The sequence below is a fragment of the Szabonella alba genome, assembly GCF_016765775.1.
Classification (GTDB): Bacteria; Pseudomonadota; Alphaproteobacteria; order Rhodobacterales; family Rhodobacteraceae; genus Szabonella; species Szabonella alba.
Genome location: NZ_JAESVN010000003.1, coordinates 1 through 22,347 on the forward strand (window position 1 = coordinate 1; position 22,347 = coordinate 22,347).

A 22,347-nucleotide genomic window follows, 5' to 3' on the forward strand; every position below is an offset into this window, starting at 1 on the left:
GCATCCGCAGCAAAGAAAAAGAAGGAGACAACACAGATCTTGACCCCTGCCTGACCCGAAATCCATACTCAAAGCCGGGTCAATTCTCGATGAAAAACCCGGGTCAGTTCTGGGTGAAAATCAACAGATCCTGAGGGTCTAGATGAACAAATCGCCTTCATTGAGCGGCAGAAAAACAAGGGCGATTGCGATGGTGTGCTGGGATTGGACGTCGTGAAAGATACTCTTCGCAGCTATTCCTTCGACACGTTCCTCCAGAGGCTGCTCAAATACCGGAACACCATGGCCTTTTCTGAGCCGGATCCCGATGAGCCTGGCTTTTCAGGCCCCTGAACCCTGAAACAATCCAGATTAACACGCCGGCCCCGTCATTCGGGAATGGCATGACCGCAGCGTTCCGCTTACGCGGCACGCCGCTTGCCATCGCGCTCAACCGGAAACACCGAGGGAAGACGCTCGATGCCGGCCTGAAGGCGCTCGAGGGGGCTCGCGGTTCCGTAGGAGCGCGAATGCACGTCGTGGCCCTCATGGCCCATGATGTCGCGCGCCAGCTTGTCGCCGACCATTGGGTCGTTATCGAGGATGTTCTGCACGTAATGGCGCATGCTGTGCAGGGACAGGCCCTGTCCGGCATTCCCCCAGATCTCCTTGATCACCGCTTCCATATGCCGCCCGACCTTGCGGCCCAGGATGTTGGAGGCGGGCTCTCGCAGATCCGGGAAGGCCAGAGCCTGCCCTTTCTTTTTCGCCGCTTCCATGAACTGCGGTAGGCCGAGCGCGACAAGGTCAGGATGCAGCGGAATGCGGCGTTGCGAACTGGCGGTCTTGATGCGGCGCAGGTCGGTGCCCACAATATCGAGGTACCAGATGTTCCCCACCTTGTGGAAATTCTCGGGGCTGAACCCGGCGATCTCTTCCCGCCGGAGGCCGGTATAGGCGCTGATGATCGGCACCCAGAAAAGCCCGGTCTTGCGCCGTTGCGTGTAGGTGAGCCGCGGACGGACAGACGGGTCATCCGGAGCCCAGAAGGGATGCAGGAAGAGCCGCTGCAATTCCTCGGTCGTGAAGGAGCGCTTCTTGTCGCGGGCGCGGGTGGTCTCTTTCCGGCGGAATTTGCCGGGCACGAGCCTGGGATCGAGGTCGAACCCTTCGTTTCTTGCGGCTGTCACCAGCGCGCCGAAATGGTCGAAATAGCGATTGCGCGTCGCCACACTCAGCCCGACCGTCTCCGGCGGCAGGGCTTTCGCGCGCTCCAGGATCAAGGGGATCGGATCGAGCTTGTCCTTTGGGCTTTTCCCGAAGGTTTTCGGTAGCTTGAGAAGCACGCTGTTGAAATGGGCGGCGTCGGACTGAACCAAGGTCCGGATGTCCGTTTTCCCCGTCACTCGCTGCAGAAGCGTTGCGAAGCCCCGGTACTGGGCCGCGGTCTTCTCTTCCAGCCCCAGATCATCATGGCGTTTCAGCTCGATGAGCCGCTCGATCACCGCGTCGATGGCCGGATCGATCCCCGGATCGTTGGCCGCAGCGGGCGTCTCGGCGGGCTTGGCGCTCACCACCGCGGTGTGACCTGCCGCCGCTGGCTGGGGGGAAGGAACCGGGCTCTTGGCAACAGCGCCGGGATAGACGGCAGAGGTCAGGGCTTCATCGGACAGGATCTGCTCGGCCATGGTGCGGGCAGGGGGCGTTTTCAGGCAATCGCTTACCCGCGCCCGTGCTTCGATGGTGAGCTGCAGCAATTGCTGACGTTCATAGGCACCCTCAGCCGCGCGCCCGGCGACGCTTTCGAATTCGGCGGCGCGCTTCCGGGCATCGGGCTCGCTCAGCAGGATGCGTCTCTGGAAGTCGAGGACATAGTCCAGGGTTTCGAGATCGCGCTCGCTGCGGCCCTCACAGATCAACGCCTCCTTCACCGAGCCGGTGAGCGCAACATTGACGCCATGCTGTGCCAGAAGCCGGAAGGCCGTCCGGTAAGCCCAGTCGTGCCGCTCATCCTCTTCGGCCGCGCCGGACCCATAGGACATCGCGCTGACCGTCTGGAGTTTTGCCAGACGATCAACCTCGCGCGCCGCGACCGATTTGAGGTAGCGCACCGCCTCCTGGGCAGAAATCCGGTTCATCGCCACGGCGTCCATCAGCCTGTCACTTTCCGCACTGAGCTTCCGGGCGAGTTTAACCGCCGGAAGCCGCTCTGTCGTGCGCAGGGAGACCTGCAGATCGATGTTTCCTGTGGAGAACCGAAGAAACCGGCGGCGCCAGTAATACACCGTGCCGCGTCGCATCAGGTGGGGATGAGCAGCCATGAAGAAGCCTCCGGTTGGAGACCTCCGCGCGCGATGTGCCACCCTCGTGGTGGTACACCCAGTTGTTGCACCAACGGAGCCGCGAGGGCTTTCGCTAGCGTTTTCAACAGCTTGGGGGTATATGGCTCCGGCGGTAGGGATCGAACCTACGACCAATTGATTAACAGTCAACTGCTCTACCGCTGAGCTACGCCGGAACACAGGGGTGCTATATCAACGGCATCTGACAGCGTCCAGAGGGATGTGGAAAAAATTTCAACTTGCCGTGACGCCAATTCTGCGGCCCGCCGGAAGGATCGGGCCGGGGGCGCGTGAGCGTTTCCTTCTGTCTTGGAATTGTGCTGGCCCGGTGGGGGCTGGCTGCGCATTTCGGTGTCTTTATGTTCGTCGGGCTGTTCGAATGAAGCCGCCCTGAACTGTCGGTTGGGTGCGATTCCAGTTTCCGTCGATCCTGTGGTCGTCGCTTTTGTGCGCGCCACGTCCGGGTGGTACGGCTCCGAACCTCGCCGTGATGCAGACGGTCCATCAGCGGGTTCGTCATTCACCGCTGCATTCCGCCGCAATTGCGCAACAATTCCCGGTCAGATCCGGCGCCAGACTGCCCCTCAGCCCTTGAAAATGGAGAGTGTCGTGAACCAGAAAATAACGAAATACACGATCGCCTCGGTCGTTTATTGCAAGTCGGTCGAAAGTGCGACCTATGACAGTCAGCTTGAGGACAAGGTCAATGGACTGATCGCGGCAGGATGGCAGCCATTTGGCGGGCTGCAACTGATGCAGAGGGACCATCATCTGGTGGCTTTGCAACCGATGGTGCGCCTCGGGCCCGACCATGCGGCAACGCTTGAGGTGGTGCGCCCGGCCTTGGCCGAGAGCCGCTGAGCGGATCGCGGCCAGCGGCTGTCGGGCAATCGCTCAGCCGCTGGCCGCGATGCTGCGGGCAAGCGAGCAGAACTGTTCCAGCCCGATTTCCTCGGCGCGCTGCGTGGGGTCAATCCCGGCGGCGCGCAGATGCTCCTCAATGGCGGGGTTCAGCGCCTTCAGGCTTGACCGCAGCATCTTGCGGCGCTGGTTGAAGGCCATGGCGGTGATCCGGGCCAGCACCGCGCCATCGGCAGGAAAACGCGGCGCCTCCAGCCGGGTCAGATGCACGACGGCGGAATGGACCTTGGGCGCGGGCACAAACGCCTCGGGCGGCAGGGTCAGCACGATCCGCGCCTCGGTCCGCCATTGTGCCAGCAGCGCCAGCCGACCGTAAGCCTTGGATCCGGGTTTCGCGACGATGCGTTCAGCGACCTCTTTCTGGAACATCAATGTCAGGCTTTGCCAGAAGGGCGGCCACAAGGGCGGAGTCAGCCAGCGCACCAGCAATTCCGTCCCGACATTATAGGGCAGGTTGGACACGATGCGGACGGGCGGCGTCAGATGCGCCAGCACATCGACCTCCAGTGCATCGCCCAGCAGCACCTCCAGCCGCCCGGGGCAGGCGGCGGCGATTTCGGCCAATGCGGGCAGACAGCGCGCGTCTTTCTCGACCGCCAGAACGCGGCGCGCGCCTTCCGCCAGCAGACCACGCGTCAGGCCCCCGGGGCCGGGGCCGACCTCCAGCACATCGCAGCCTGCAAGATCCCCGGCACTGCGCGCAATCCGCGCGGTCAGGTTCAGATCCAGCAGAAAATTCTGCCCCAACTGCTTCTTCGCCACCAGATCATGCGTGCGGATCACCTCACGCAAAGGCGGCAGGTCATCAATCTGCGGCATGAAACATCGCCCCCTTTTCATCTTGGCGGAAATACCTCGGGGGGCCTGGGGGCTGGCCCCCCGTCCTCGACTGCGACCTGCGGTCCCGCGTCATTGCGCGCGGCTCCGCGCCATATCGCGCGCCATGCGCAGGGCCGCGATCAGGCTGGACGGATCCGCAATCCCCTGTCCCGCGATATCGAAGGCCGTGCCATGATCGGGCGAGGTGCGGATGAAGGGCAGACCCAGCGTCAGGTTCACACCGCCCGCGAAATCCAGCGTCTTGATCGGGATCAGGGCCTGATCGTGATACATGCAGACCGCCGCATCATAGCGCGCGCGCGCCGCCGGATGGAACATCGTATCGGCGGGCAGGGGGCCTGCAATCGCCATCCCCCCGGCGCGCAGACGGTCCAGCAGCGGCGCGATCATCGCAATCTCCTGGCCGCCCATCGTGCCGCCTTCGCCCGCATGGGGGTTCAGCCCGGCCACGGCCAGACGCGGGGCGGTCAGCCCGAAATCGCGCTGCAGCCCGGCATGGGTGATGCGCAATGTCTCCTCAAGCAGATCAGGTGTCAGCGTGGCGGGCACATCGGCCAGCGGAATATGGATCGTCACGGGCACGACGCGCAGCGCGTCACAGGCCAGCATCATCACCACCCGGCCCACCCCCGCCAGATCGGCCAGAAATTCGGTATGGCCGGGAAAGGCAAAGCCTGCGCCATCCTTCAGCGCCTTTTTGGATATCGGCGCGGTGCAGATCGCGGCCACCTCGCCCGCCATGGCCAGCGCCACGGCGCGGGCGATGACGGCAATGACATCGGCGGCATGGTCTGGTCGGGGCTGTCCGGGGCTGGCCGGGCCGTCAAAGCCATGCGGCAGCACCGGCAGGCGATCGGGGGCCACGTCACGCGCCGCCGCAGGGCTGGCAATTTCCGTCACGGCGGCCCCTTGCGGCAGATGCCGGGGATCGCCGATCCAGAAAAACGGAAGATCCGCCCCCAGCCGCATGCGTGCCGCAAGGGCGATTTCGGGGCCGATACCGGCCGGTTCGCCGCAGGTCAGGGCGATGGGCAGATCAGGGGCAAGGGCGGGCATGCCTTATCGGTCACGGATGATCGCTTCGGCGCGCAATTCCTCAAGATAGGCATCGGCCAGCGAGGCCAGCCGCTGATTGACCAGCAATTCGCGCGCCTCATCTCGCGTGGGGGCACCGTCGATATCGGGCAGACGGCTGCACAGCATCAAAAAGACATGCGCGCCGCCGCGTGGGAAATCGGTGCTTTCATTCTCATCCAGCGCCGCAAGGCGGGGGGCGATATCACCCGGAACCTGCGCCTGCGGACGGGTCTCGATGCGCAAACTGTCCTCGGGCTGGCCAAGGATCTGGCCGTAAAGGTCATTGCATGTATCGACCGAGGCGCGGATCCGGGCCGCCTGTGCCACACCATCAGGGCCGGGCGGCAGCGCCATTTCGGCATATTCCACCCGGCTGGTGGTCGATGTGCGCCCCATTGAACGGTCAATCTCGCGCAGCTGATAGATCGCATAGCCTTCGGCCAGTCGAACCGGCGGGGTGATCTGCCCGGGGGCAAGCTGCAGGATCGTGCCGCGCACCTCTTCGGGAACCGAGGGCAGGGGCATCCAGTCCAGACGCCCGCCGCGCCCGGCGGTCGAGGAGGAAGAATAGCGCCGCGCGGCCTGACCGAATTCCTCATCGGTGGTCAGCCCGCCGCGCAGGGACCGCGCCAGCGACAGTGCGGCACTTTCATTGCCCGCCTCGAAGGGGATCAGGATCTCGGCCAGCAGGACGCGGGTGTTGACGCCCTGCGTGATTGCAGACAGCGCGCGGTCCACCTCAACCTCGGTTATCTCGACCGCCGGGGCAAAGCGGGCGCGCACGACCTCCCGCCACAAAAGCCCCGCCTCGACAAAATCGCGGAAGGTCTGGGCGGAGACACCGCCCTGTTCCAGCGCCGTGACAAACTGTTCCGCCGTCAGATTGGCCCGGCCCGCGAATTCCTCCATCCCGGCCATGACCTGTTCTGGCGCCACGCTCAGCCCCATCGACTGCGCCGCGACCAGCCGCAGCCTGTCCTCGATCAGACCGTCCAGTGCTTCGGTCTCGATATCGCCGGGAGCCTGAAACAATTCCAGCATCTTGACACGCTGGCTGACCTCGTAATTTGAGATCACCCGGTCATTCACCACCACCCGGGGCGAGAATTGCGATTGCGCCGCAGCAGGCATTCCCGCAAATCCGAAAGCGGTCAGGGCGGCCAGAAGGAAAGATGCGCGGATCATCGTCAATGTCTCATCAGGGGGACCGGAACCCTTGCGGATCGGTCAGGTGGGTCTGTGGTAACGCGCGGGCCGGGGTCATGGCAACACCCTAACCGCGACAGGACCGGGACGGGCCGGGCAGGGCAGAGCCGCCAAAGCCCAGAAGATCGACAGAGAGCCCGAACCGGGTGGAGGGGCGGATCGCATTCGAGGTGGTGAAACGGCGCGACAGCGACAGGTCGATCTTCATGCATTCATTGCGGAACTCGAACAGCACCCCGGCCGAGGCGGCGCGGTCGGCCTCAAAATCATAGCGGGTGTTGAACTGCCCCAGCCAGTTCGGCGTCAGACGGTAGCTGCCTTCGAAGACAAGTTCCGACACGCGGGTGTCTCGCATTTCCAGTGCATCCGGCAGCATCCACAGATAGGAGGCCGCAATGCCGTAATCCTGCCGCTGCAGGTCTAGCCGCATTTCGGCCTTGCTCATCCGCAGGTCGTCATTGAAAACCAGCCGGTGCGTCAGCGCCAGCCCGTCATTGCGCGACATGCGGAAGGCCGCCAGCCAGTCGGAATTGCGCCCCGCAAGGCCTGAGGCCGGGCCGAACGGGTCAGGATCGGAACTGGAAGTCCGAAAGACCCGGCCAACCGTCACCCCCAGTGACCAGCCCGAGGGATCGTGCCGGGTATAGCCTATGCCGACATTGGCACGCGGCCCGCGTTCCACTGCATCCGCCCCGGGAAAGCGCGAGAAGGAAAACAGATTACCCTCGTCGAACTCGACCAGTGCACTGTCCTCGATGGGAACGACACGCCCGGTTTTCGGCGACCAGATCAGTTGCGCGACAGGCTCGATCACATGCATCGCGCCATCCGCGCCCTGCCGCATCCAGGGCCAGCGCAGTTCCAGCGCCACGCCGCCCGCCGCGCGGGTGCTGCTGCCGGGAAAGGCGGGATCCTGCCGGGTGCGGTAGAAATCCGCCGAAATCTCGGTCAGGGCCGAGGCAAGGATGCCGCCGCCCAGAACCCAGTTGCGCCGCCAGTCCAGACTGACCGAGGCGCGCCCCATGTCACGCCCGTCGCTGATGCCGTCGCCGTTGCTGTCATCCGTGCTGTCGGACGACCGGAAATGGCTGTGCGTCTGGAAACGCAGCCCCGCCGTGCCGCCCAGCCCGCGCGGGCTGAACCGGCGTTCCCATGTCATGTCGGTCACGACCGAGGGCAGGGTGGAATTCACATCGCCTTCGCGGATCGAATTGAAATGCACCAGCCGGGCCGAAATATACTCACCCCGCCTTGTGCGCATTACCTCGATCTGGCTGTCCAGCCGGTCCTTGGATGAGATGTCGTAATCCAGCAGATAGGCCGGATCCGAAACCGCCTCACCCCGGAAGGTCAGCAGGAAATCGCGCGGCAGCATGAACACGCCCGAGGCGGTGATCTGTCCGCGCGTCTCGCCGGGCAGGATGCGGTCGCGGGCCAGCGAACCCGCGATCTCGATCTGCCCGCTGCGGAAGGCCTGCCGATAACGCAGATCCAGCGATTGCGCGCTGCGCGTGGCAAGGAAAGGCGTCACCGTCAGGTCGCGATTCTCACCGATGGGAATGAAATAGGGGATCTTGACCCCTGTACCCAGTTCGGACGTGGTGATCAGCGAAGGGCGCAGGAAACCGCGTGCGCGGTTCAGCGTCGGATCGGGCATCCGCAGATGCGGGATCCAGAAGACCGGCACCCCGGCAATGCGCAACTGCGCCCGGTCGAAATAGATCTGGCGTTCCAACTCGTCATGGATCACCCGCTGCGCCCGGATTTCCCAAAGCGGGGTCGGATTCTGCGCGCAGATCTGGCAGGAAGAAACGACCGTCCGCCCGAGTGCCGTATAGCGCCCGCCGATGCGCTGCATTTCCGAGGCGGCAAGCTGCAACTGCCGGTTCAGCACCAGCCGCGCCGATTGCAGGACGCCTTCGGTCAGATCGGCGGCCAGATCGGCCTGATCGGCCACGACCAGCGTGCCGCTGCCTTCGGTCAGAACGATCGGCCCCTCGATCAACAGCCGGTCACTGCTGCGGTCGTAAAGGATGCGGCTGGCGCGCAGGCGGCGGCCCTGATGGAAGATCTCGACGCTGCCTTCGGCGATCAGACGGTTCTGCCCGTCCAGTGCCACGCGGTCGGCGATCAGCGTGGCCATGTCCTGCGCCTGCAGGGGCAGTGCGGCCAGCCAGAGGCCGAGGGCAAGGGAAAGGAGGCCGCGCAACATCACCCATCCTCCAGATGCAAAAGCAGTCCCAGCGACAACAGCAGCGCCGCAACAGGCGGGCTCCATGCGGCAAGAGCGACCGGGATCTGGCCGCTTTCCCCCAGAACCTGCGCGAAATTCCGCAGAAAGAAGATCCCGAATCCGCCCAGCAATGCAAACAGCACCATCTGCCCCGTTTTTCCCCCCCGGGCATGGCGCATCGTGAAGCCCGCCGCAACCAGAACCATCGAGGCCAGCAGCAGCGGCAGGGCCAGTTCCATCTGGAACCAGACCCGATGCGTGCGCGCCGAAAAGCCTGCAAGTTCCAGCCGCGTGATGTAATCGGGCAGCGACCAGATCGGAATTGCCGAAGGATCGCCGAAACTGTCGCGGATCCGCTCGGGCGTGAGTTCTGACGGCAGGGCGGCGGTGTTCTCAATCCGGGACGACACTTCGGGATTGCGCGCGGTCAGATCCCAGTATTTCGCCCCGGTCAGCGCCCATTCCCCGGCGCGCAGCACGGCCTCATCGGCCTCGATGCGCTGGACCGGCGCGCCTTCGGCGTCAAAGATCAGAAAAGAGGCGGCGAAAAGCCGCGTGCCGTCCAGATCTGACCGCGCCGCGCGGATGACGGTCTGCCCGTCAGCGCCCCCCTGCCGCAGCCAGAGACCGGATTCGTTGATCGAAAAAATGCTTTCCCCGCCCTGTGCCTGCCGCGAATAAAGCGCGTCATACTGTTTCGAGGTCGCCGCGACAAAGGGGTTCAGCACCGCGACCACAGCGCAGCCCAGCACCAGCGCCGTGCCCACCGGGGCCAGCAGGAATCGCAGCCCCGACCGCCCCGCCGCCCGCGCCACCACCAGTTCGGATGACCGCGACAATGCCAGAAACAAGGCGATTGACGCAAAGACCACGATCAGCGGCAGGATCCGGTAAAGGCTTGCCGGAACATTCAAAAGCGCAAGTTCCGCCGCGCCTGCCAGCCCGATGCCCTGCGGCGAAAACCGGCGCAACTGTTCGACCATGTCGATCAGCATCAGGATACCGAAAAAGACCAGCAGGACCTGAGCCACCGATTTCAGAAACCGCCGCGTAAAATACAGGCTCAGCGTCATGTTGCCGACCTTTCGGGCGACAGCGGCCCGGGGCCTGCCGCATGACGGCGGCGCGGGCGCTGCGCGACCCACAGGATCAACAACGACAGCGCCACCCCCAGTGCGGGCGCAATATAGACCAGCGGCCAGCGGATCCCGCCCTGAACACTGGCGGCGGTGGCGGCGTTGCCGACCATCTGCACGACGATCAGCAAAAGAATCGCGCCAATGATCTGACGCCAGAGGCCGAAGCGGCTGAAGGCACCCAGCAAAAGCGTGGCAAACCCGATCATCGCGGCGGCGGGCGCCAGCAAGGGCTGCGAGAACCGCTGATGCCCCTCGGACAGGAACACCGCGCGGGTCGCGCCGGTTTCCTGCAGATTTTCCGGGCTGGGGCGCAGCAGTTCCAGCGTCGACATCTCGTCAATGGACCGGCTGCCGTCAGTGCCGGGGGTCAGCACATCGCCCAGATCATAGGTGAAATCGGCGAAATGCGTTACCGACAACCGGCCGGTCCGGCGGTCATGCGACTGGCTCATGCCTTCGAACATCACCAGTTTCGGCCTGTCCCCGTCGCGCACAAGCACCGCCCGGCGGGCGGTATAGGCGATGCGGCTGGTCTCGGTGCGTTCATCGGACAGGAAGATGTCCAGCAATTCCCCCCGGTCGGTCAATTCGCGGATGTAGAAGGTCACGCCATCGGTCGGATGCATGAACTGCCCGTCGACCAGCAGCCGCGCGGTCACATTCGCGCCGATTTCGGCCGTGCGTTCGGTCAGCGCGGCGCGGCTTGCGGGCACGATGAAATGCATCAGCACCAGCATCATGGCCGCGACGATCAAGCCGAACCACAGGACCGGCCGCACCAGCCGGAAGGCCGAGAATCCGGTAGCCTGCATCACCACAAGCTCTCCGTCCTGGGTCAGGCGGTTGGCGACGTAAACCGTTGCCGCGAAAGCCGAAACCGGCAGGACGATGCGGATGACATTGGGCAGCGTCAGCAAGGACAATTCGACAAAGACCATAGCCGATTGCCCGTCGCCGATCAGACGGTCAAACAGGCCCACCGCCCGGTTGATCCAATAGACCAGCACCAGAACCAGCGAGAAGAAGCCGAAAAGCTGCAGCAGTTGCGACAGCAGATATCTGTCGAATCTCGGCAAGCTGCGTCCCCGTTCACCCCGTGTTCCGGCTCTGATCCTATCGGAACTGCGGGGGCGGGAAAACCGAATTATCGCATCCCTCCGCCTTGGTCCGGTGGTGCAGGAAAGGTTCCGCGCGGCCCCTTGCCGACCGGCCCGCCGGTTGTCCTGGCGCGGCACTGGTCAAGCCCGGTACTGGTCAAGCCCGGTGCAAGCCGCTAGGCTCCGCGTCAAATTTCCAAGCCTGTCGAGGACAAAGCGAAATGACCGAACCCCTGCCGATCCAGTTCCGCGAAACCGATCTTGACGCAATTGCAAGCTTTGAGGGGCGGATTGCCCTTCTGGTGCCGGAAAAGGCGGAAGCCGCCTCCAGCCCCGCTGCGCGGCGCGTCAACCGGCTGACCAAGGGGGCGCTGAACCGCTATCTTGCCTCGCCCGCCTGGGCCGATCTCAAACCCGGTGAGGCAGCCGATCTGGGCTGGCCCGCCGGACTGGCCGCCGAGGCGGTTCAGGTCGTGAAGGCCGGCCCCCGCGCCGATACGGCACTGGCCCGCAAGGCCGGGGCGGCCATCGGGGCGAAAATCGGCGCGGGCGGTGTTCTGGTGCTGGCGGGCGGCATGCAGCGCGCGGCGGACGTGTCCTTCGGCCTGGCGATGCGGGCCTATGATTTCTCGGTGCGCAAATCCGCAGCCCCCAAGCCGCAGGGTCCGGCCATCGTCATGGTCAACGCCCCCGAAGAGGTCGCGGCCCTTGCGGCCCCGCTGGCCGCTCTGGCCGAGGGTGTCTTCTTCACCCGCGATCTGGTGAATGAGCCTGCCAATGTGCTGACCACCACCGAATTCGCCGCCCGGCTTGAGGCGATGACGGCGCTGGGGCTTGAGGTCGAGGTGCTGGACGAGGCGCAGATGGCCGATCTGGGCATGGGTGCCCTGCTGGGCGTCGGGCAGGGGTCAGAAAGCCCGTCAAAACTGGTCATCATGCAGTGGAAGGGCGGGCCCGAGGATGAGGCCCCCTTTGCGCTGGTCGGCAAGGGTGTGGTGTTCGACACCGGCGGCATTTCCATCAAGCCTGCGGGCGGTATGGAGGACATGACCATGGATATGGGCGGCGCGGGCGTTGTTTCGGGCGTGATGCGCGCGCTTGCCTTGCGGGGTGCCAAGGCCAATGTCGTGGGGCTGGTGGGACTGGTCGAAAACATGCCCGACGGGCGGGCACAGCGCCCCGGTGATGTCGTCACCTCAATGAAGGGTGACACGATCGAGGTCATCAACACTGATGCCGAGGGGCGGCTCGTGCTGGCCGATGTGCTCTGGTATGCGCAGGATCGCTTCAAGCCGACCGGCATGATCAATCTGGCCACCCTGACCGGCGCGATCATCATCGCACTGGGGCATGAGAATGCGGGTATCTTCTCAAACAATGACACGCTGTGCGATGCGTTCCTGAAGGCCGCGAAAGCCGAAGGCGAAGGCGCCTGGCGCATGCCGATGGGCGAAGCCTATGACGCGAAACTGAAATCGCGCATCGCCGACATGATGAATGTCGGCGGGCGCGATGGCGGCTCGATCACCGCGGCGCAGTTCCTGCAGCGCTTCGTCAAACCCGAAACGCCCTGGATCCATATCGACATCGCGGGCACCGCGCTGGTGAAAGCCGATACAACGCTGGCACCGAAAGGGGCGACGGGCTGGGGTGTCATGGCGTTGGACCGGCTGATCCGGGACAAATACGAGGGCTGATCCGATGGGGGCGGTGAAGTTCTACCACCTCACCGCCTCGCCGATGGAAGAGGCGGCGCAGATGCTGCTTTCGCGCGCCGCTGATCTGGGCTGGCGCGTCTATCTGCGTGGCAGCGATGCCGCCCGGCTGGACGATCTGGATCGCTGGCTCTGGTCCCATCCCAAGGATGGTTTTCTGCCCCATGGCCGCGAGGGCGGGCCGCAGGATGCGCGCCAGCCCATCCTTTTGGGACAGGGGCCGCTTCCGCCGGGCAGGCAGGGGCTGATGGCGGTAGATGGCGCGGTGGTCACGGCAGAAGAGGCAGCGGCGGTGGACCGGGTCTGGATCCTGTTCGACGGAATGGACGAGGCCGCGCTGCAGCGTGCGCGCGGCCAGTGGCGCGACCTGACCGGGGCCGGTGTCGAGGCGGAATACTGGTCCGAAGCCGAGGGCCGCTGGGAACGCAAGCGCTGACCGGGTTCTGATGCTGCGGCGCCGGTCCCCGGCCGGGGAAGCCTCCGGCGGAGGTATTTTTGCCAGGATGAAAGCAGCGGTTTTCCTTCTTCATCTTGGATGAAATACCTTCGGGGGAAGGTCTTGCGGCCTGCCGCAAGACCCTGGGGGCAGACAGCCCCCCTTGCGCCAGCTCGGATCAGACCGGATCGCGCAGGCGCAGACCACCCTCGCGGATCAGGAATTCCGCGATTTCCGCAATGCCCCGGCCTTTGCGCAATTCGGCCATGACATAGGGGCGCGGGCCGCGCGCGTTTCGCGTATCGCTTTCCAGCAACACCGGATCGACGCCCACATGCGGGGCAAGGTCGGTTTTGTTGACCACCAGAAGGTCTGACCGCGTGACGCCGGGGCCGCGCTTGCGCGGGATGTCCTGCCCGGCAGCGGTGTCGATGACATAGATCGACAGATCGGCAAGCTCGGGGCTGAAGGTGGCGGCCAGATTGTCGCCGCCCGATTCGATCAGGATCAGATCCAGATCGGGAAAGGCGGTGTTGAGTTCTGCAATCGCGGCAAGATTGATCGAGGCATCCTCGCGGATCGCGGTATGCGGGCAGCCCCCGGTTTCCACGCCGCGGATCCGGTCACCGGGCAGGGCCTGCGCGCGCATCAGATAGTCCGCATCCTCCCGCGTGTAGATGTCATTCGTCACCACCGCCAGCGACAGCCGGTCGCGCAGATGCTTGCACAGATGTTCGGTCAGGGTCGTCTTGCCGGCGCCGACCGGGCCGCCGATCCCGACGCGCAGGGGGCCGTGGGGAGAGGTCATGTGCGAAAGATCCTTACATCGAGGGTTTCATGGGCCGCGGAGGCCAGATCAGCGCGGAATGTTGCGCTGCCGATGGCCTCCAGCGGGGTGCGGGCGGCCTCATCCGCCAGATCGAGGATCAGCGGTGCCAGCCGGGCAAGCGCCAGTTGTGCCTCGGTCTGGCCCAGCGGAATGAACCGCGTCGCGGCGGAAACCAGCGTTGTCGCCTGCGCCTGCAGGAACATCGCGGCCAGTTGCGCGCCCGGCAGATCAAGGCCGCGCGCAGCGACACCAAGCGCCACGGCATGCGGGCGGGGCGGATGGGCGGTGCCGTTCAGCGCATTGGTAAGCGCGGTGATCGCGGCGCCGATCTCGCGGATCTCGCGCAGGCGCTCGGCGGTGGGCGCAAGGGCCAGCGCCAGATCGGCCAGCGCATCGGCATCACTGTCCCCCAATGCCGCATGGCACAGCAGCGTCGCATCGACCCGGCCAGAACCAAAACGCAGGATATCGGCAAGATAGTCCCCGACCCCCGCCGCATCACGCAACTCACGGGCGGCCATCGGCCCTTCCATTCCCTGCGAATAGGCAAAGCCCCCGGTCGGAAAGGCGGGGGAAAGCCATTGCTGAAAGGCCAGAAGACTGGCCCCGGGGCTGGCCTTGGGGGGGCTTGGCACCGCGATCATCCGGTGAAGGGGCCTTTCTCAAGCTCTTCCGGGGCAAGCGAGGTGGGGATATCGGCTGCGCCATGGTCGTGCCCGTGGCTGTGGCCGTGATCGTGGCTATGCCCGTGCCCGTGCTCATGCCCATGATCATGCCCGGCCTCGGGGCCATGACTGTGGCCCATGGTCCGGCCATGGCCATAGGCGCCACCTTCGGGGGTGAAGGGTTCCGATACCCTGTCCAGCGTCGCGCCCAGTCGCGTCAGCATCCGTTCCAGCACGGGATCGTGGCGGATCAGGATCCGCCCCGGTTCGATCTGCGCGGGCGTGTGGCGGTTGCCGATATGCCAGGCCAGCCGGGCCAGATCACCGGTCACCGCCAGCAATTCCTCTTCGGCGGCGATGATCCGGATCGTGCGGCCATCGGCAAGCTCGAACCCCCAGAAACCGTCAAGGCTGGTGGTGGCGGCCAGATCGACGAAGAAAGCCTCCCCCTGCGCGGTCATCAGGCGCTTTCGCCGCAGGATGCGGGCGTCATAGCCAAGAACCACGACATCATGGGCCGGGGCCTCGGGCGCTGCGTGCAGCAGACGGGTAACGGGGGGGAGTTCGGTCATGGGTGCCTCGCGATGCAGAAAGGGTGGTCCGAGCCTAGCATGGGGCGGCGCGGAAGTCCTCTGACGCGGGCGGGGGGCGGATCGCCCCGGGTTCGGTCCTTGGTTTGGGCAGGGCAGGGCGCGGTGTTATCCACGCCCCGGCCTTGCAGTCCGGTCTCGGCCCGAAGGGGCCGGGTGCCGGTCAGAGATACATGCGATGCCCGAAGATGCGCTGCACTTCGCTTGCACGGGTCAGACCGCGCGCCGCCAGTTCCTCGTCCGAGGTGGCATTCAGTTTGCGGACCTCGTCCATGCGGGGGCCGTGTTCCGCGATCATCAGCAGCACGTTCCAGATTGCCAGGAACGGGCGCGCCAGCGTGGCGCGGATACCGGGGGTGGTGATCGTGTTCGTCGTTTGTGCGTAAGCCATGGGAAACCTCTTTGCCTGTAACGCTTCGTCCTTCCCTGTGGACAATGTGACCCATGGGGCGGGTGATTAAAACCGCTGCTTCGGTCTTGCCGCGTTGCAGAAAATGCATGGCTCTTTCGTTTTCTGTCATAGGGTTGTGCAAATGCTGCGTAGCAGCGCCCGATGTTTCGGCAGGTTCGGGACCGGGGTGGGGCAGAGGGATCAGAACAGGAAATAGCGCTGTGCCAGCGGCAATTCGCGGGCCGGTTCGCAGGTCAGAAGCTCCCCATCCGCGCGCACCTCATAGGTTTCGGGATTGACCTCGATCTGCGGCATCGCGTCATTCAGCACCATGTCCCGCTTGCCAATACCGCGCGTCCCCTCCACCGCGACCAGCGCCTTGCCCAGCCCAAGCTGCGCGCGCAGATCGCCCGCGGCGGCTGCCGCACTGGTGAAGGTGACCGATCCCGCCTCACGCGCGCGGCCAAGGGCGCCGAACATGGGCCGGGAATAGACCGGCTGCGGCGTCGGGATCGAGGCATTGGGATCGCCCATTTGTGCGACCGCGATGGAGCCACCGACCAGCACCATTTCGGGTTTGGCCCCGAAAAACGCGGGCGACCAGATCACCAGATCGGCGCGTTTGCCGGTCTCGACCGATCCGATATGGCGGCTGATCCCATGGGCGATTGCCGGATTGATCGTGTATTTCGCGACATAGCGGCGGACGCGCAGATTGTCGTTTTCGCCCGTCTCCCCGGCCAGCCGCCCGCGCTGCTGTTTCATCTTGTGGGCGGTCTGCCATGTGCGGGTGATGACCTCTCCCACCCGTCCCATGGCCTGACTGTCCGAGGAGATGACCGAGAAGGCCCCGATATCATGCAGGATATCCTCGGCGGCAATGGTTTCCTTACGGATGCGGGATTCAGCAAAGGCCACATCCTCGGGGATGGCGCGGTCCAGATGGTGGCAGACCATCAGCATGTCGAGATGTTCCTCGACCGTGTTGACCGTGTAGGGCATCGTCGGATTGGTCGAGGACGGGATCACATTCGGCTGGCTGACGACGCGCATGATGTCGGGCGCATGGCCGCCGCCCGCGCCTTCGGTATGGAAGGCGTGGATCGTGCGGCCCCTGATCGCGGCCAGCGTGTTTTCGACAAAGCCAGATTCGTTCAGCGTATCGGTATGGATCATTACCTGCACATCCATCGCATCGGCCACCGAAAGGCAGCAGTCGATGGCGGCGGGGGTGGTGCCCCAGTCCTCATGCAGTTTCAGCGCGCAGGCCCCGGTCTCGACCATTTCCACCAGCGCCTCGGGGCGGGAGGCATTGCCCTTGCCCGCAAGGCACAGATTGACCGGCAGACTGTCGAAGGCCTGCAGCATCCGTCCGATATGAAACGCGCCCGGCGTGCAGGTCGTGGCCAGCGTGCCATGGGCCGGGCCGGTGCCGCCGCCCAGCATGGTGGTGATGCCGGAATGGATCGCATCCTCGACCTGCTGGGGGCAGATGAAATGGATATGCGCGTCGAACCCGCCCGCCGTGACGATGCGGCCCTCGCCCGCGATGATCTCGGTTCCCGGCCCGATGATGAGGGTCACGCCCGCCTGCGTATCGGGATTGCCCGCCTTGCCGATCCCGGCGATGCGCCCGTCCTTCAGGCCGATATCGGCCTTGTAGATCCCCGAATGGTCCAGGATCAGCGCATTGGTGATGACCGTATCCAGTGCGCCGCCCGCCCGGGTGACCTGACTTTGGCCCATGCCGTCACGGATCACCTTGCCGCCGCCGAATTTCACCTCTTCGCCATAGGTGGTCAGGTCGCGTTCCACCTCGATCACCAGATCGGTATCGCCAAGGCGCAGCCGGTCGCCGGTCGTGGGGCCATACATATCGGCATAGGCGGGGCGGGAAATGCGGTAGGCCATGGCGGGATCTTCCCTTGCTGGGTCAGGTCTTGAAGGCGCCGCGTCGCGACAGCCTGCGGGCATTCAGTCCGGTGCGCCGCCGGATCGGCTTGATCGCGGCCAGCACGGTTTCGGTGGCGGAGGCGCCGCTGGCCATGGCGCGTTGCGCGGCCATGCCGGAGGCGATCATTGCCGTGGATTTCTCGGATACCATGCGGGAATTTTCGGACGGGGTGACATTCCACAGCCCCGCCATTCCCCAAAGCCGCATCGCGACCACGCTTTGTGCCTCAAGTGCCAGCATGGACATCTGATAGCCGAGACGGAAAGCATCGACGGGGAAAATCGGGGGAAACATGGGGACCATCCTTGGAACCGGGGGCTGCCATCACAGGGGACCCATGACATCGGCATTGAAGCCATAGACATGGCGCTTGCCCCCCAGCGGCACAAGGCGCACCGTGCGCGTCTGGCCCGGCTCAAACCGCATGGCGGTTCCTGCCGGGATATCCAGCCGCTGCCCCCGCGCCGCCGCACGGTCAAAGGACAGGCCCGGATTGGTCTCGGCGAAATGGTAATGACTGCCCACCTGCACGGGGCGGTCGCCGGTATTGGCGACCTCCAGCACGGTGACGGGCAGGCCCGCATTCAGCTCGATCTCACCCGCCGCGCACAGGATTTCCCCGGGGATCATCGCGCGCGCCCCTCAGCCGAAGGCCAGCGCCGCGCCGCCAAGCGCGGTGACGGCGGCCGAGGCGCGGGCGACCATCAGCGGCGCAAGCCGCACCAGCGCCATGCCCGCAAGATGCAGCGCCATCGTTGCCAGCGCAAATCCCGCTGCATAAAGGGCCAGATCCCCCGCCGGGCCTTCGGTGCCATGGGCATGGCCATGCGCCAGACCGAACAGCGCCACCAGCGCCACCGAGACCGCAAGCCCGGGCCGCAGTGCCAGCGCGGCAAGCGCACCGATCACGATGATCGAGGCAAGGATCATCGGCTCGACCGCCGGAAAGCCGACTCCCGTCGCGCCCAGGGCACCGCCCGCGATCATGGCGGCGACAAAGGCCAGCGGCAGCGCCCAGAAGGCCCGCCCGCCGCTGATCCCGGCCCAGAGACCGACCGCAAGCATCGCCAGAACATGATCCAGCCCACCAATCGGATGGCTGACACCCGACAGGAAGGCGGCCTCGGTTCCATGACCGGGATGGGCGAGCGCCATGGTCGGCATCAGGCAAAGCGAGATCAGGAAAATACGCGACATGGGGACTCCTCAGCGGATCGGATGATGGACGGTGACCAGTTTGGTGCCGTCGGGAAAGGTGGCCTCGACCTGCACGGACGGGATCATCTCGGCGATGCCCTCCATGCAATCGGCGACGGTGACGACATGGGCGCCCGCCTCCATCAGATCGGCGACGCTGCGGCCATCACGCGCGCCCTCGACGACGAAATCGGTGATCAGCGCGATGGCCTCGGGATGGTTCAGCCTGACACCGCGTGCCAGCCTTCCGCGCGCCACCATCGCGGCAAGCGAGACCAGCAGTTTATCCTTTTCCCTTGGGGTCAGATTCATGGGTCAGTCCTGATATTGCCAGACACGGGGAAGGGGGCCGGGGCGCAGGCAGGCAACCGCGCGCGCGATCTGGCGGCGCAGCGGCAGGCCGTCCCGGGCCAGCACGCGCAGCACCAGCCGCCCCTCAAAGGCGGTTGCGGCGGCCTCGACCCCCGGAACTGTCAGCGTGGCACGCAGCGGGCCCAGCGCATCGGCCGCCCCCGGCGCCACAAGCACCAGCGTTGCAAAGGCCCGCCCCGGCCCGAGAAGGGCGGGGGACGTGGTCCGCCCGAGGGAATCGGGATCCAGCCGCAGCGGATCGATCCAGATCGGGCGGCCCGCGCGGCGGATCTCACGCCGGTCGTCCAGCCGGGCCGAGGTGATGGTTTCCCCCATCGCATGGCGCCCAAGGATGACGGTTTCCAGAAACAGGCATCCGGCATCTTCGGCCAGATCAATCACGATCCGCCGCTTCAGGTTCGAGGACTGAAACAGGATCGTCTCCTGCGGCAGCCAGTCCAGCCAGCCGCCGCGCCCGACCTTCAGATCCACGTTGGCCTGTGCCGCACCGGTGGTGCTGGCATAGGCGCGTTCGGCGGTTTGGGTGGTGGCGGTCGCGCAAAGGCCGTCCCCCAGCCGCAGCGCATAGCGCAGGGTGTCACCGCCGGTCAGCCCGCCAGAGGTATTGAGAAAGACCACCTCGGGGCGCGGATCATGGATGCGGGGCAGGATCGCCTTGGCCGACCCTGCCTGCGCCAGACGCTCCAGCCGCGCGCCGTTGGCATGGGCGGCGATCACCACCTCGGCGCAGCCATGGCTGCGCTGATGGATCTGCGCCCCGGATATGCGTTCCGCCGCGTCGAGCATTTTCCCCCGCTTTCACCGGCAAGGGAGCATTGTGCTGATGTCGGGGGCAATGGCGGCAATGGCGGCGGCACCGGGCTTCGCAGCCTGCAGTGCGGTATTTGCCCGATTTTCAGGCGAACCGCCCGAAAATCGGGCGGTTCGAAAGCATCAGGCCGCAGGTGTCATGCCGAAACCTGTTCGCGCAGGATCGCCGCCGTCATCGAGATGATCAGATAGATCCCCGCAAAGATCAGCAGGGCGACAAGCGTATATTCGAAGGCCCGGGGATAGGCGGCCTGTTCCGGCACGACCGGGCTGACCGATAAGGACAGATAGCGCACCTGACGGTTCGCCTCGGCCCGCGCGCCCTCCATCGCCTGCAGCGACTGGGCCAGCATCATCTGCCGGGTCTGCACATCGGCCTGCGCGACCAGCAATTCGCTTTGCACCCGGGCGATGGATACCCCGCCTTCGCTGTCCTCGGTCAGTTTTGACCGCAAAAGCGCAATCTCGGATTCCAGTGTGGCGATGCGGCGTTGCAGCGGTTCCATCCGGGCGGCATTGGGCGTCGGATTGGACTGCATCTGTTGCAGTGACAGCCGGTCCTGCGTCAGCAGGCTTTCCAGTTGCGTGATCTGCGAGGTCAGCAGCGTCACCTCCACCTCTGAGGACAGGACCTGAAACTGTTCCTGCAATTCGACCACCCGGCGCTGCGCGGTCAGCATCTGTTCCTCGGCCCCGTCAAACGCTTCGCGCGCTCCGCGCATCTGATCTTCGCGCAGGCGCTGCGTCAGTTGATCGACCTGCCCTTCGGCATAGCCGATCAGGGCTGCCGCAAATTCCTCGGCCTTTTCCGGCGTCGCCGCGATCACCTCCATCTTCACGATCCCCTCGGTCGGGTCGTAAGAGATCTGCACGTTCTTTTTGTAGATGGCATAAGCCTGTTCCAGCGTGCTGTCGGCATCCAGCCGCTGGATCGGGTCGATCGAGGGATCCGAGAAATGCGCGCGGAAACCGTGATCGGCATCCAGCCGCAGCATCGCATCCCGCGATTGCAGATAGCCCTGAACGGCGATGCTGTCCTGTGATGTGGCAAGGGGGGAACCCTGCAACAACCCTCCAAGGCCCCCCGCAGCCGCATTTGGGGCCTGACTTTGCTGGATCACGAATTCCGAATAGGTCGCATAAAGCGGCGTCGCGACCATGTAGTAATACCAGCCCGTCAGCAGCGTCGGCAGAAACACGAAGAAAAATAGCCGCGCCATGAGCAGGGCCGACCGCCGCCGCCGCCGTTTGGCAAGGTCGCGCTGGATGCGCAGAATGTCTGAGGCATGGCTTTGCTCGGCCCGGACCTCGGTCGAGGGCAGGCCCGCAGGCCGGATCGTCTGGGGCAGGCGGGGGCCGTCATTGCCCGGCACCGGGGCCAGCGCGCGGGACTGTTCGGGCGCATCGGGGTCAGGATCGCCCGGCGTGACCAGTTCCAGCATGGACATGCGCTGAAAGGGATCGACCCCGGCATTGCGCAACAAACGCACCGCATCGAAATCCGAGGTTGCAGGCAAGCCGTGTTTCTGGGCCATCCGCCGGGCCATGCGCAATTGCCGCCCCGTCAGCCCTTCGCGCCGGATGGCCTCGAGATCGTTCTCCTCGGGGTGCCCGTTGCTGGCTCCGGTGGTGGGGGGGCCTGCGGTCGGAAAACGGCCGGGGCCGAACCCGTCATCAACCGGGCTGTCGAAAAGCCCTTCATCCGACGCGGTATCGGCCTCACGCTGGTCCCGCTGCGGCAGGTCGGGAAATTGCGGGCGCCGGATGCGGAACCGGGTGGCCTTAAGCTTCGTAGTCATAAAGGCGTTTCGCTTCTTCGAGGGTTTCAAACATGTAAAGCTGCCCGTTGCGCAACACAGCGGCAGAGCGGCAGAATTTTTCCAACGTGCTGGCCTGATGCGAGACCACGATCACAGTGGCGTTCTTCAGCCGCTCGCGCAGAATCGCACCGGCCTTGCGGTTGAATTCGACGTCGGCGGTCGCGGGCATGCCTTCGTCGATCAGATAGATGTCGAATTCCAGCGCCAGCATCAGCGCAAAGGAGAAACGCGACCGCATGCCCGAGGAATAGGTGCCCACCGGCATGTCGAAATATTCCGCGATCCCCGCCATCCAGCGGCAGAATCCTTCGACATAATCCGGGTCCAGCCTGTAAAGCCGCGCGATGTAGCGGACATTCTCGGTCCCGGTATGCCGGCTGACCACCCCGCCCATGAAGCCCAGCGGAAAGGAGATGCGGGAGCTGCGGCGGATCACACCCTCATCGGGTTTTTCCAGCCCCGCCATCATGTTGATGATCGTGGTCTTGCCCGTGCCATTCGGGGCAAGGATGCCCAGCGAATTGCCAAGCTCCACCTGGAACGAGGCCCGGTCGAGGATCACCTTCCGGGACGCTCCGGTCCAGAAGGATTTGCTGACATTCTCGAATGCGATCATCGCTCGCTTCTCGTCCGCTCGGGTTGCGCCTCTCCCGGTTGCTTGCGCCGGGCCGTTCCCGGTTCGGATCCGGGATACGGGGTCGGAATGAAGACTCCGTCAATGGATCTATAGCAGA

The 22,347-nt window shown here is 65.0% G+C and carries 22 protein-coding genes and 1 tRNA gene; 3 read left to right on the forward strand and 20 right to left on the reverse strand.

What is annotated here, in order from left to right; genetic code table 11:
* Positions 1-401: 401 nt before the first annotated feature.
* Both JL811_RS07605 and JL811_RS07610 read right to left on the reverse strand, forming a co-directional pair.
* Positions 402-2,300: a DUF6538 domain-containing protein gene (locus tag JL811_RS07605; protein ID WP_202687926.1), complete on the reverse strand. Its 1,899-nt coding sequence runs from the start codon at positions 2,298-2,300 to the stop codon at positions 402-404.
* 122 nt (positions 2,301-2,422) lie between these two features.
* Positions 2,423-2,497, reverse strand: a tRNA-Asn gene (locus JL811_RS07610).
* A 433-nt stretch (positions 2,498-2,930) separates the two neighbouring features.
* Here JL811_RS07610 and JL811_RS07615 point away from each other — a divergent pair.
* Positions 2,931-3,182 (forward strand): DUF1737 domain-containing protein, encoded by a 252-nt coding sequence (locus JL811_RS07615; RefSeq protein ID WP_202687927.1) that lies wholly within the window; start codon positions 2,931-2,933, stop codon positions 3,180-3,182.
* A gap of 33 nt (positions 3,183-3,215) precedes the next feature.
* Here JL811_RS07615 and rsmA read toward each other — a convergent pair whose 3' ends face one another.
* The 6 genes from rsmA to lptF form a co-directional block, all read right to left on the reverse strand.
* Positions 3,216-4,061 (reverse strand): 16S rRNA (adenine(1518)-N(6)/adenine(1519)-N(6))-dimethyltransferase RsmA, encoded by an 846-nt coding sequence (rsmA, locus tag JL811_RS07620; RefSeq protein ID WP_202687928.1) that lies wholly within the window; start codon positions 4,059-4,061, stop codon positions 3,216-3,218.
* A 90-nt stretch (positions 4,062-4,151) separates the two neighbouring features.
* A complete protein-coding gene (gene pdxA / locus JL811_RS07625; RefSeq protein WP_202687929.1) occupies positions 4,152-5,138 on the reverse strand; it encodes a 4-hydroxythreonine-4-phosphate dehydrogenase PdxA in 987 nt (328 codons plus the stop codon).
* Positions 5,139-5,141: 3 nt separating this feature from the next.
* A complete protein-coding gene (locus tag JL811_RS07630) occupies positions 5,142-6,344 on the reverse strand; it encodes a peptidylprolyl isomerase (protein WP_202687930.1) in 1,203 nt (400 codons plus the stop codon).
* 88 nt (positions 6,345-6,432) lie between these two features.
* Positions 6,433-8,577, reverse strand: coding sequence for an LPS-assembly protein LptD (locus JL811_RS07635; protein ID WP_202687931.1), 2,145 nt, complete (start codon positions 8,575-8,577; stop codon positions 6,433-6,435).
* Positions 8,577-9,671 carry an LPS export ABC transporter permease LptG gene (gene lptG / locus JL811_RS07640; protein WP_202687932.1) on the reverse strand — a complete coding sequence of 365 codons (1,095 nt, stop codon included), beginning with the start codon at positions 9,669-9,671 and terminating at the stop codon, positions 8,577-8,579. Before lptG ends, JL811_RS07635 begins: the two co-directional genes overlap by 1 nt.
* Positions 9,668-10,813 (reverse strand): LPS export ABC transporter permease LptF, encoded by a 1,146-nt coding sequence (gene lptF, locus JL811_RS07645; RefSeq protein ID WP_202687933.1) that lies wholly within the window; start codon positions 10,811-10,813, stop codon positions 9,668-9,670. The genes lptG and lptF overlap by 4 nt, the downstream gene beginning before the upstream one ends.
* 242 nt (positions 10,814-11,055) lie before the next feature.
* Between lptF and JL811_RS07650 the strand changes: the two genes are divergently transcribed.
* Together JL811_RS07650 and JL811_RS07655 are read left to right on the forward strand one after the other, a co-directional pair.
* Positions 11,056-12,531 (forward strand): leucyl aminopeptidase, encoded by a 1,476-nt coding sequence (locus JL811_RS07650; RefSeq protein ID WP_202687934.1) that lies wholly within the window; start codon positions 11,056-11,058, stop codon positions 12,529-12,531.
* A gap of 4 nt (positions 12,532-12,535) precedes the next feature.
* Positions 12,536-12,985, forward strand: coding sequence for a DNA polymerase III subunit chi (locus JL811_RS07655; protein ID WP_202687935.1), 450 nt, complete (start codon positions 12,536-12,538; stop codon positions 12,983-12,985).
* A gap of 178 nt (positions 12,986-13,163) precedes the next feature.
* Here JL811_RS07655 and ureG read toward each other — a convergent pair whose 3' ends face one another.
* The 12 genes from ureG to JL811_RS07715 form a co-directional block, all read right to left on the reverse strand.
* Complete coding sequence (gene ureG / locus JL811_RS07660; protein ID WP_202687936.1) at positions 13,164-13,793, reverse strand: urease accessory protein UreG; 630 nt, start codon at positions 13,791-13,793, stop codon at positions 13,164-13,166.
* Complete coding sequence (locus JL811_RS07665) at positions 13,790-14,458, reverse strand: urease accessory protein UreF (protein ID WP_202687937.1); 669 nt, start codon at positions 14,456-14,458, stop codon at positions 13,790-13,792. The genes ureG and JL811_RS07665 overlap by 4 nt, the downstream gene beginning before the upstream one ends.
* A complete protein-coding gene (locus tag JL811_RS07670; protein ID WP_202687938.1) occupies positions 14,455-15,051 on the reverse strand; it encodes an urease accessory protein UreE in 597 nt (198 codons plus the stop codon). Before JL811_RS07670 ends, JL811_RS07665 begins: the two co-directional genes overlap by 4 nt.
* 181 nt (positions 15,052-15,232) lie before the next feature.
* On the reverse strand, positions 15,233-15,460 hold the full coding sequence (locus JL811_RS07675; protein WP_202687939.1) for a DUF1127 domain-containing protein: 228 nt from the start codon (positions 15,458-15,460) through the stop codon (positions 15,233-15,235).
* A 201-nt stretch (positions 15,461-15,661) separates the two neighbouring features.
* The gene (gene ureC, locus JL811_RS07680) at positions 15,662-17,371 is read right to left on the reverse strand and encodes an urease subunit alpha (RefSeq protein WP_202687940.1); all 1,710 of its coding nucleotides are present in this window, start codon (positions 17,369-17,371) and stop codon (positions 15,662-15,664) included.
* Positions 17,372-17,393: 22 nt separating this feature from the next.
* Positions 17,394-17,708 (reverse strand): antifreeze protein, encoded by a 315-nt coding sequence (locus JL811_RS07685; protein WP_202687941.1) that lies wholly within the window; start codon positions 17,706-17,708, stop codon positions 17,394-17,396.
* A gap of 30 nt (positions 17,709-17,738) precedes the next feature.
* Entirely contained in the window at positions 17,739-18,044 is a 306-nt protein-coding gene (locus JL811_RS07690) for an urease subunit beta (RefSeq protein ID WP_202687942.1), read from the reverse strand.
* A 12-nt stretch (positions 18,045-18,056) separates the two neighbouring features.
* Positions 18,057-18,611 (reverse strand): HupE/UreJ family protein, encoded by a 555-nt coding sequence (locus JL811_RS07695; protein WP_202687943.1) that lies wholly within the window; start codon positions 18,609-18,611, stop codon positions 18,057-18,059.
* Positions 18,612-18,620: 9 nt separating this feature from the next.
* A complete protein-coding gene (locus JL811_RS07700; protein ID WP_202687944.1) occupies positions 18,621-18,923 on the reverse strand; it encodes an urease subunit gamma in 303 nt (100 codons plus the stop codon).
* A gap of 3 nt (positions 18,924-18,926) precedes the next feature.
* Entirely contained in the window at positions 18,927-19,769 is an 843-nt protein-coding gene (locus JL811_RS07705) for an urease accessory protein UreD (RefSeq protein ID WP_202687945.1), read from the reverse strand.
* Between the two features lie 161 nt (positions 19,770-19,930).
* The gene (locus tag JL811_RS07710; protein ID WP_202687946.1) at positions 19,931-21,592 is read right to left on the reverse strand and encodes a KpsE/RkpR family capsule polysaccharide export protein; all 1,662 of its coding nucleotides are present in this window, start codon (positions 21,590-21,592) and stop codon (positions 19,931-19,933) included.
* Positions 21,576-22,229 carry an ABC transporter ATP-binding protein gene (locus tag JL811_RS07715; RefSeq protein WP_202687947.1) on the reverse strand — a complete coding sequence of 218 codons (654 nt, stop codon included), beginning with the start codon at positions 22,227-22,229 and terminating at the stop codon, positions 21,576-21,578. Before JL811_RS07715 ends, JL811_RS07710 begins: the two co-directional genes overlap by 17 nt.
* Positions 22,230-22,347: the final 118 nt, after the last annotated feature.

What these genes read in the sequence shown, in the direction of transcription:
- JL811_RS07670 (WP_202687938.1), bottom strand. Translation starts at nt 15,051, where the DNA reads ATGACCGAACTCCCCCCCGTTACCCGTCTGCTGCACGCAGCGCCCGAG.
- JL811_RS07715 (WP_202687947.1), bottom strand. Translation starts at nt 22,229, where the DNA reads ATGATCGCATTCGAGAATGTCAGCAAATCCTTCTGGACCGGAGCGTCC.
- JL811_RS07635 (WP_202687931.1), bottom strand. Translation starts at nt 8,577, where the DNA reads ATGTTGCGCGGCCTCCTTTCCCTTGCCCTCGGCCTCTGGCTGGCCGCA.
- JL811_RS07710 (WP_202687946.1), bottom strand. Translation starts at nt 21,592, where the DNA reads ATGACTACGAAGCTTAAGGCCACCCGGTTCCGCATCCGGCGCCCGCAA.
- rsmA (WP_202687928.1), bottom strand. Translation starts at nt 4,061, where the DNA reads ATGCCGCAGATTGATGACCTGCCGCCTTTGCGTGAGGTGATCCGCACG.
- JL811_RS07705 (WP_202687945.1), bottom strand. Translation starts at nt 19,769, where the DNA reads ATGCTCGACGCGGCGGAACGCATATCCGGGGCGCAGATCCATCAGCGC.
- lptG (WP_202687932.1), bottom strand. Translation starts at nt 9,671, where the DNA reads ATGACGCTGAGCCTGTATTTTACGCGGCGGTTTCTGAAATCGGTGGCT.
- JL811_RS07630 (WP_202687930.1), bottom strand. Translation starts at nt 6,344, where the DNA reads ATGATCCGCGCATCTTTCCTTCTGGCCGCCCTGACCGCTTTCGGATTT.
- JL811_RS07665 (WP_202687937.1), bottom strand. Translation starts at nt 14,458, where the DNA reads ATGATCGCGGTGCCAAGCCCCCCCAAGGCCAGCCCCGGGGCCAGTCTT.
- ureG (WP_202687936.1), bottom strand. Translation starts at nt 13,793, where the DNA reads ATGACCTCTCCCCACGGCCCCCTGCGCGTCGGGATCGGCGGCCCGGTC.
- JL811_RS07695 (WP_202687943.1), bottom strand. Translation starts at nt 18,611, where the DNA reads ATGTCGCGTATTTTCCTGATCTCGCTTTGCCTGATGCCGACCATGGCG.
- JL811_RS07685 (WP_202687941.1), bottom strand. Translation starts at nt 17,708, where the DNA reads ATGTTTCCCCCGATTTTCCCCGTCGATGCTTTCCGTCTCGGCTATCAG.
- pdxA (WP_202687929.1), bottom strand. Translation starts at nt 5,138, where the DNA reads ATGCCCGCCCTTGCCCCTGATCTGCCCATCGCCCTGACCTGCGGCGAA.
- JL811_RS07650 (WP_202687934.1), top strand. Translation starts at nt 11,056, where the DNA reads ATGACCGAACCCCTGCCGATCCAGTTCCGCGAAACCGATCTTGACGCA.
- ureC (WP_202687940.1), bottom strand. Translation starts at nt 17,371, where the DNA reads ATGGCCTACCGCATTTCCCGCCCCGCCTATGCCGATATGTATGGCCCC.
- JL811_RS07690 (WP_202687942.1), bottom strand. Translation starts at nt 18,044, where the DNA reads ATGATCCCCGGGGAAATCCTGTGCGCGGCGGGTGAGATCGAGCTGAAT.
- JL811_RS07605 (WP_202687926.1), bottom strand. Translation starts at nt 2,300, where the DNA reads ATGGCTGCTCATCCCCACCTGATGCGACGCGGCACGGTGTATTACTGG.
- JL811_RS07655 (WP_202687935.1), top strand. Translation starts at nt 12,536, where the DNA reads ATGGGGGCGGTGAAGTTCTACCACCTCACCGCCTCGCCGATGGAAGAG.
- JL811_RS07675 (WP_202687939.1), bottom strand. Translation starts at nt 15,460, where the DNA reads ATGGCTTACGCACAAACGACGAACACGATCACCACCCCCGGTATCCGC.
- JL811_RS07700 (WP_202687944.1), bottom strand. Translation starts at nt 18,923, where the DNA reads ATGAATCTGACCCCAAGGGAAAAGGATAAACTGCTGGTCTCGCTTGCC.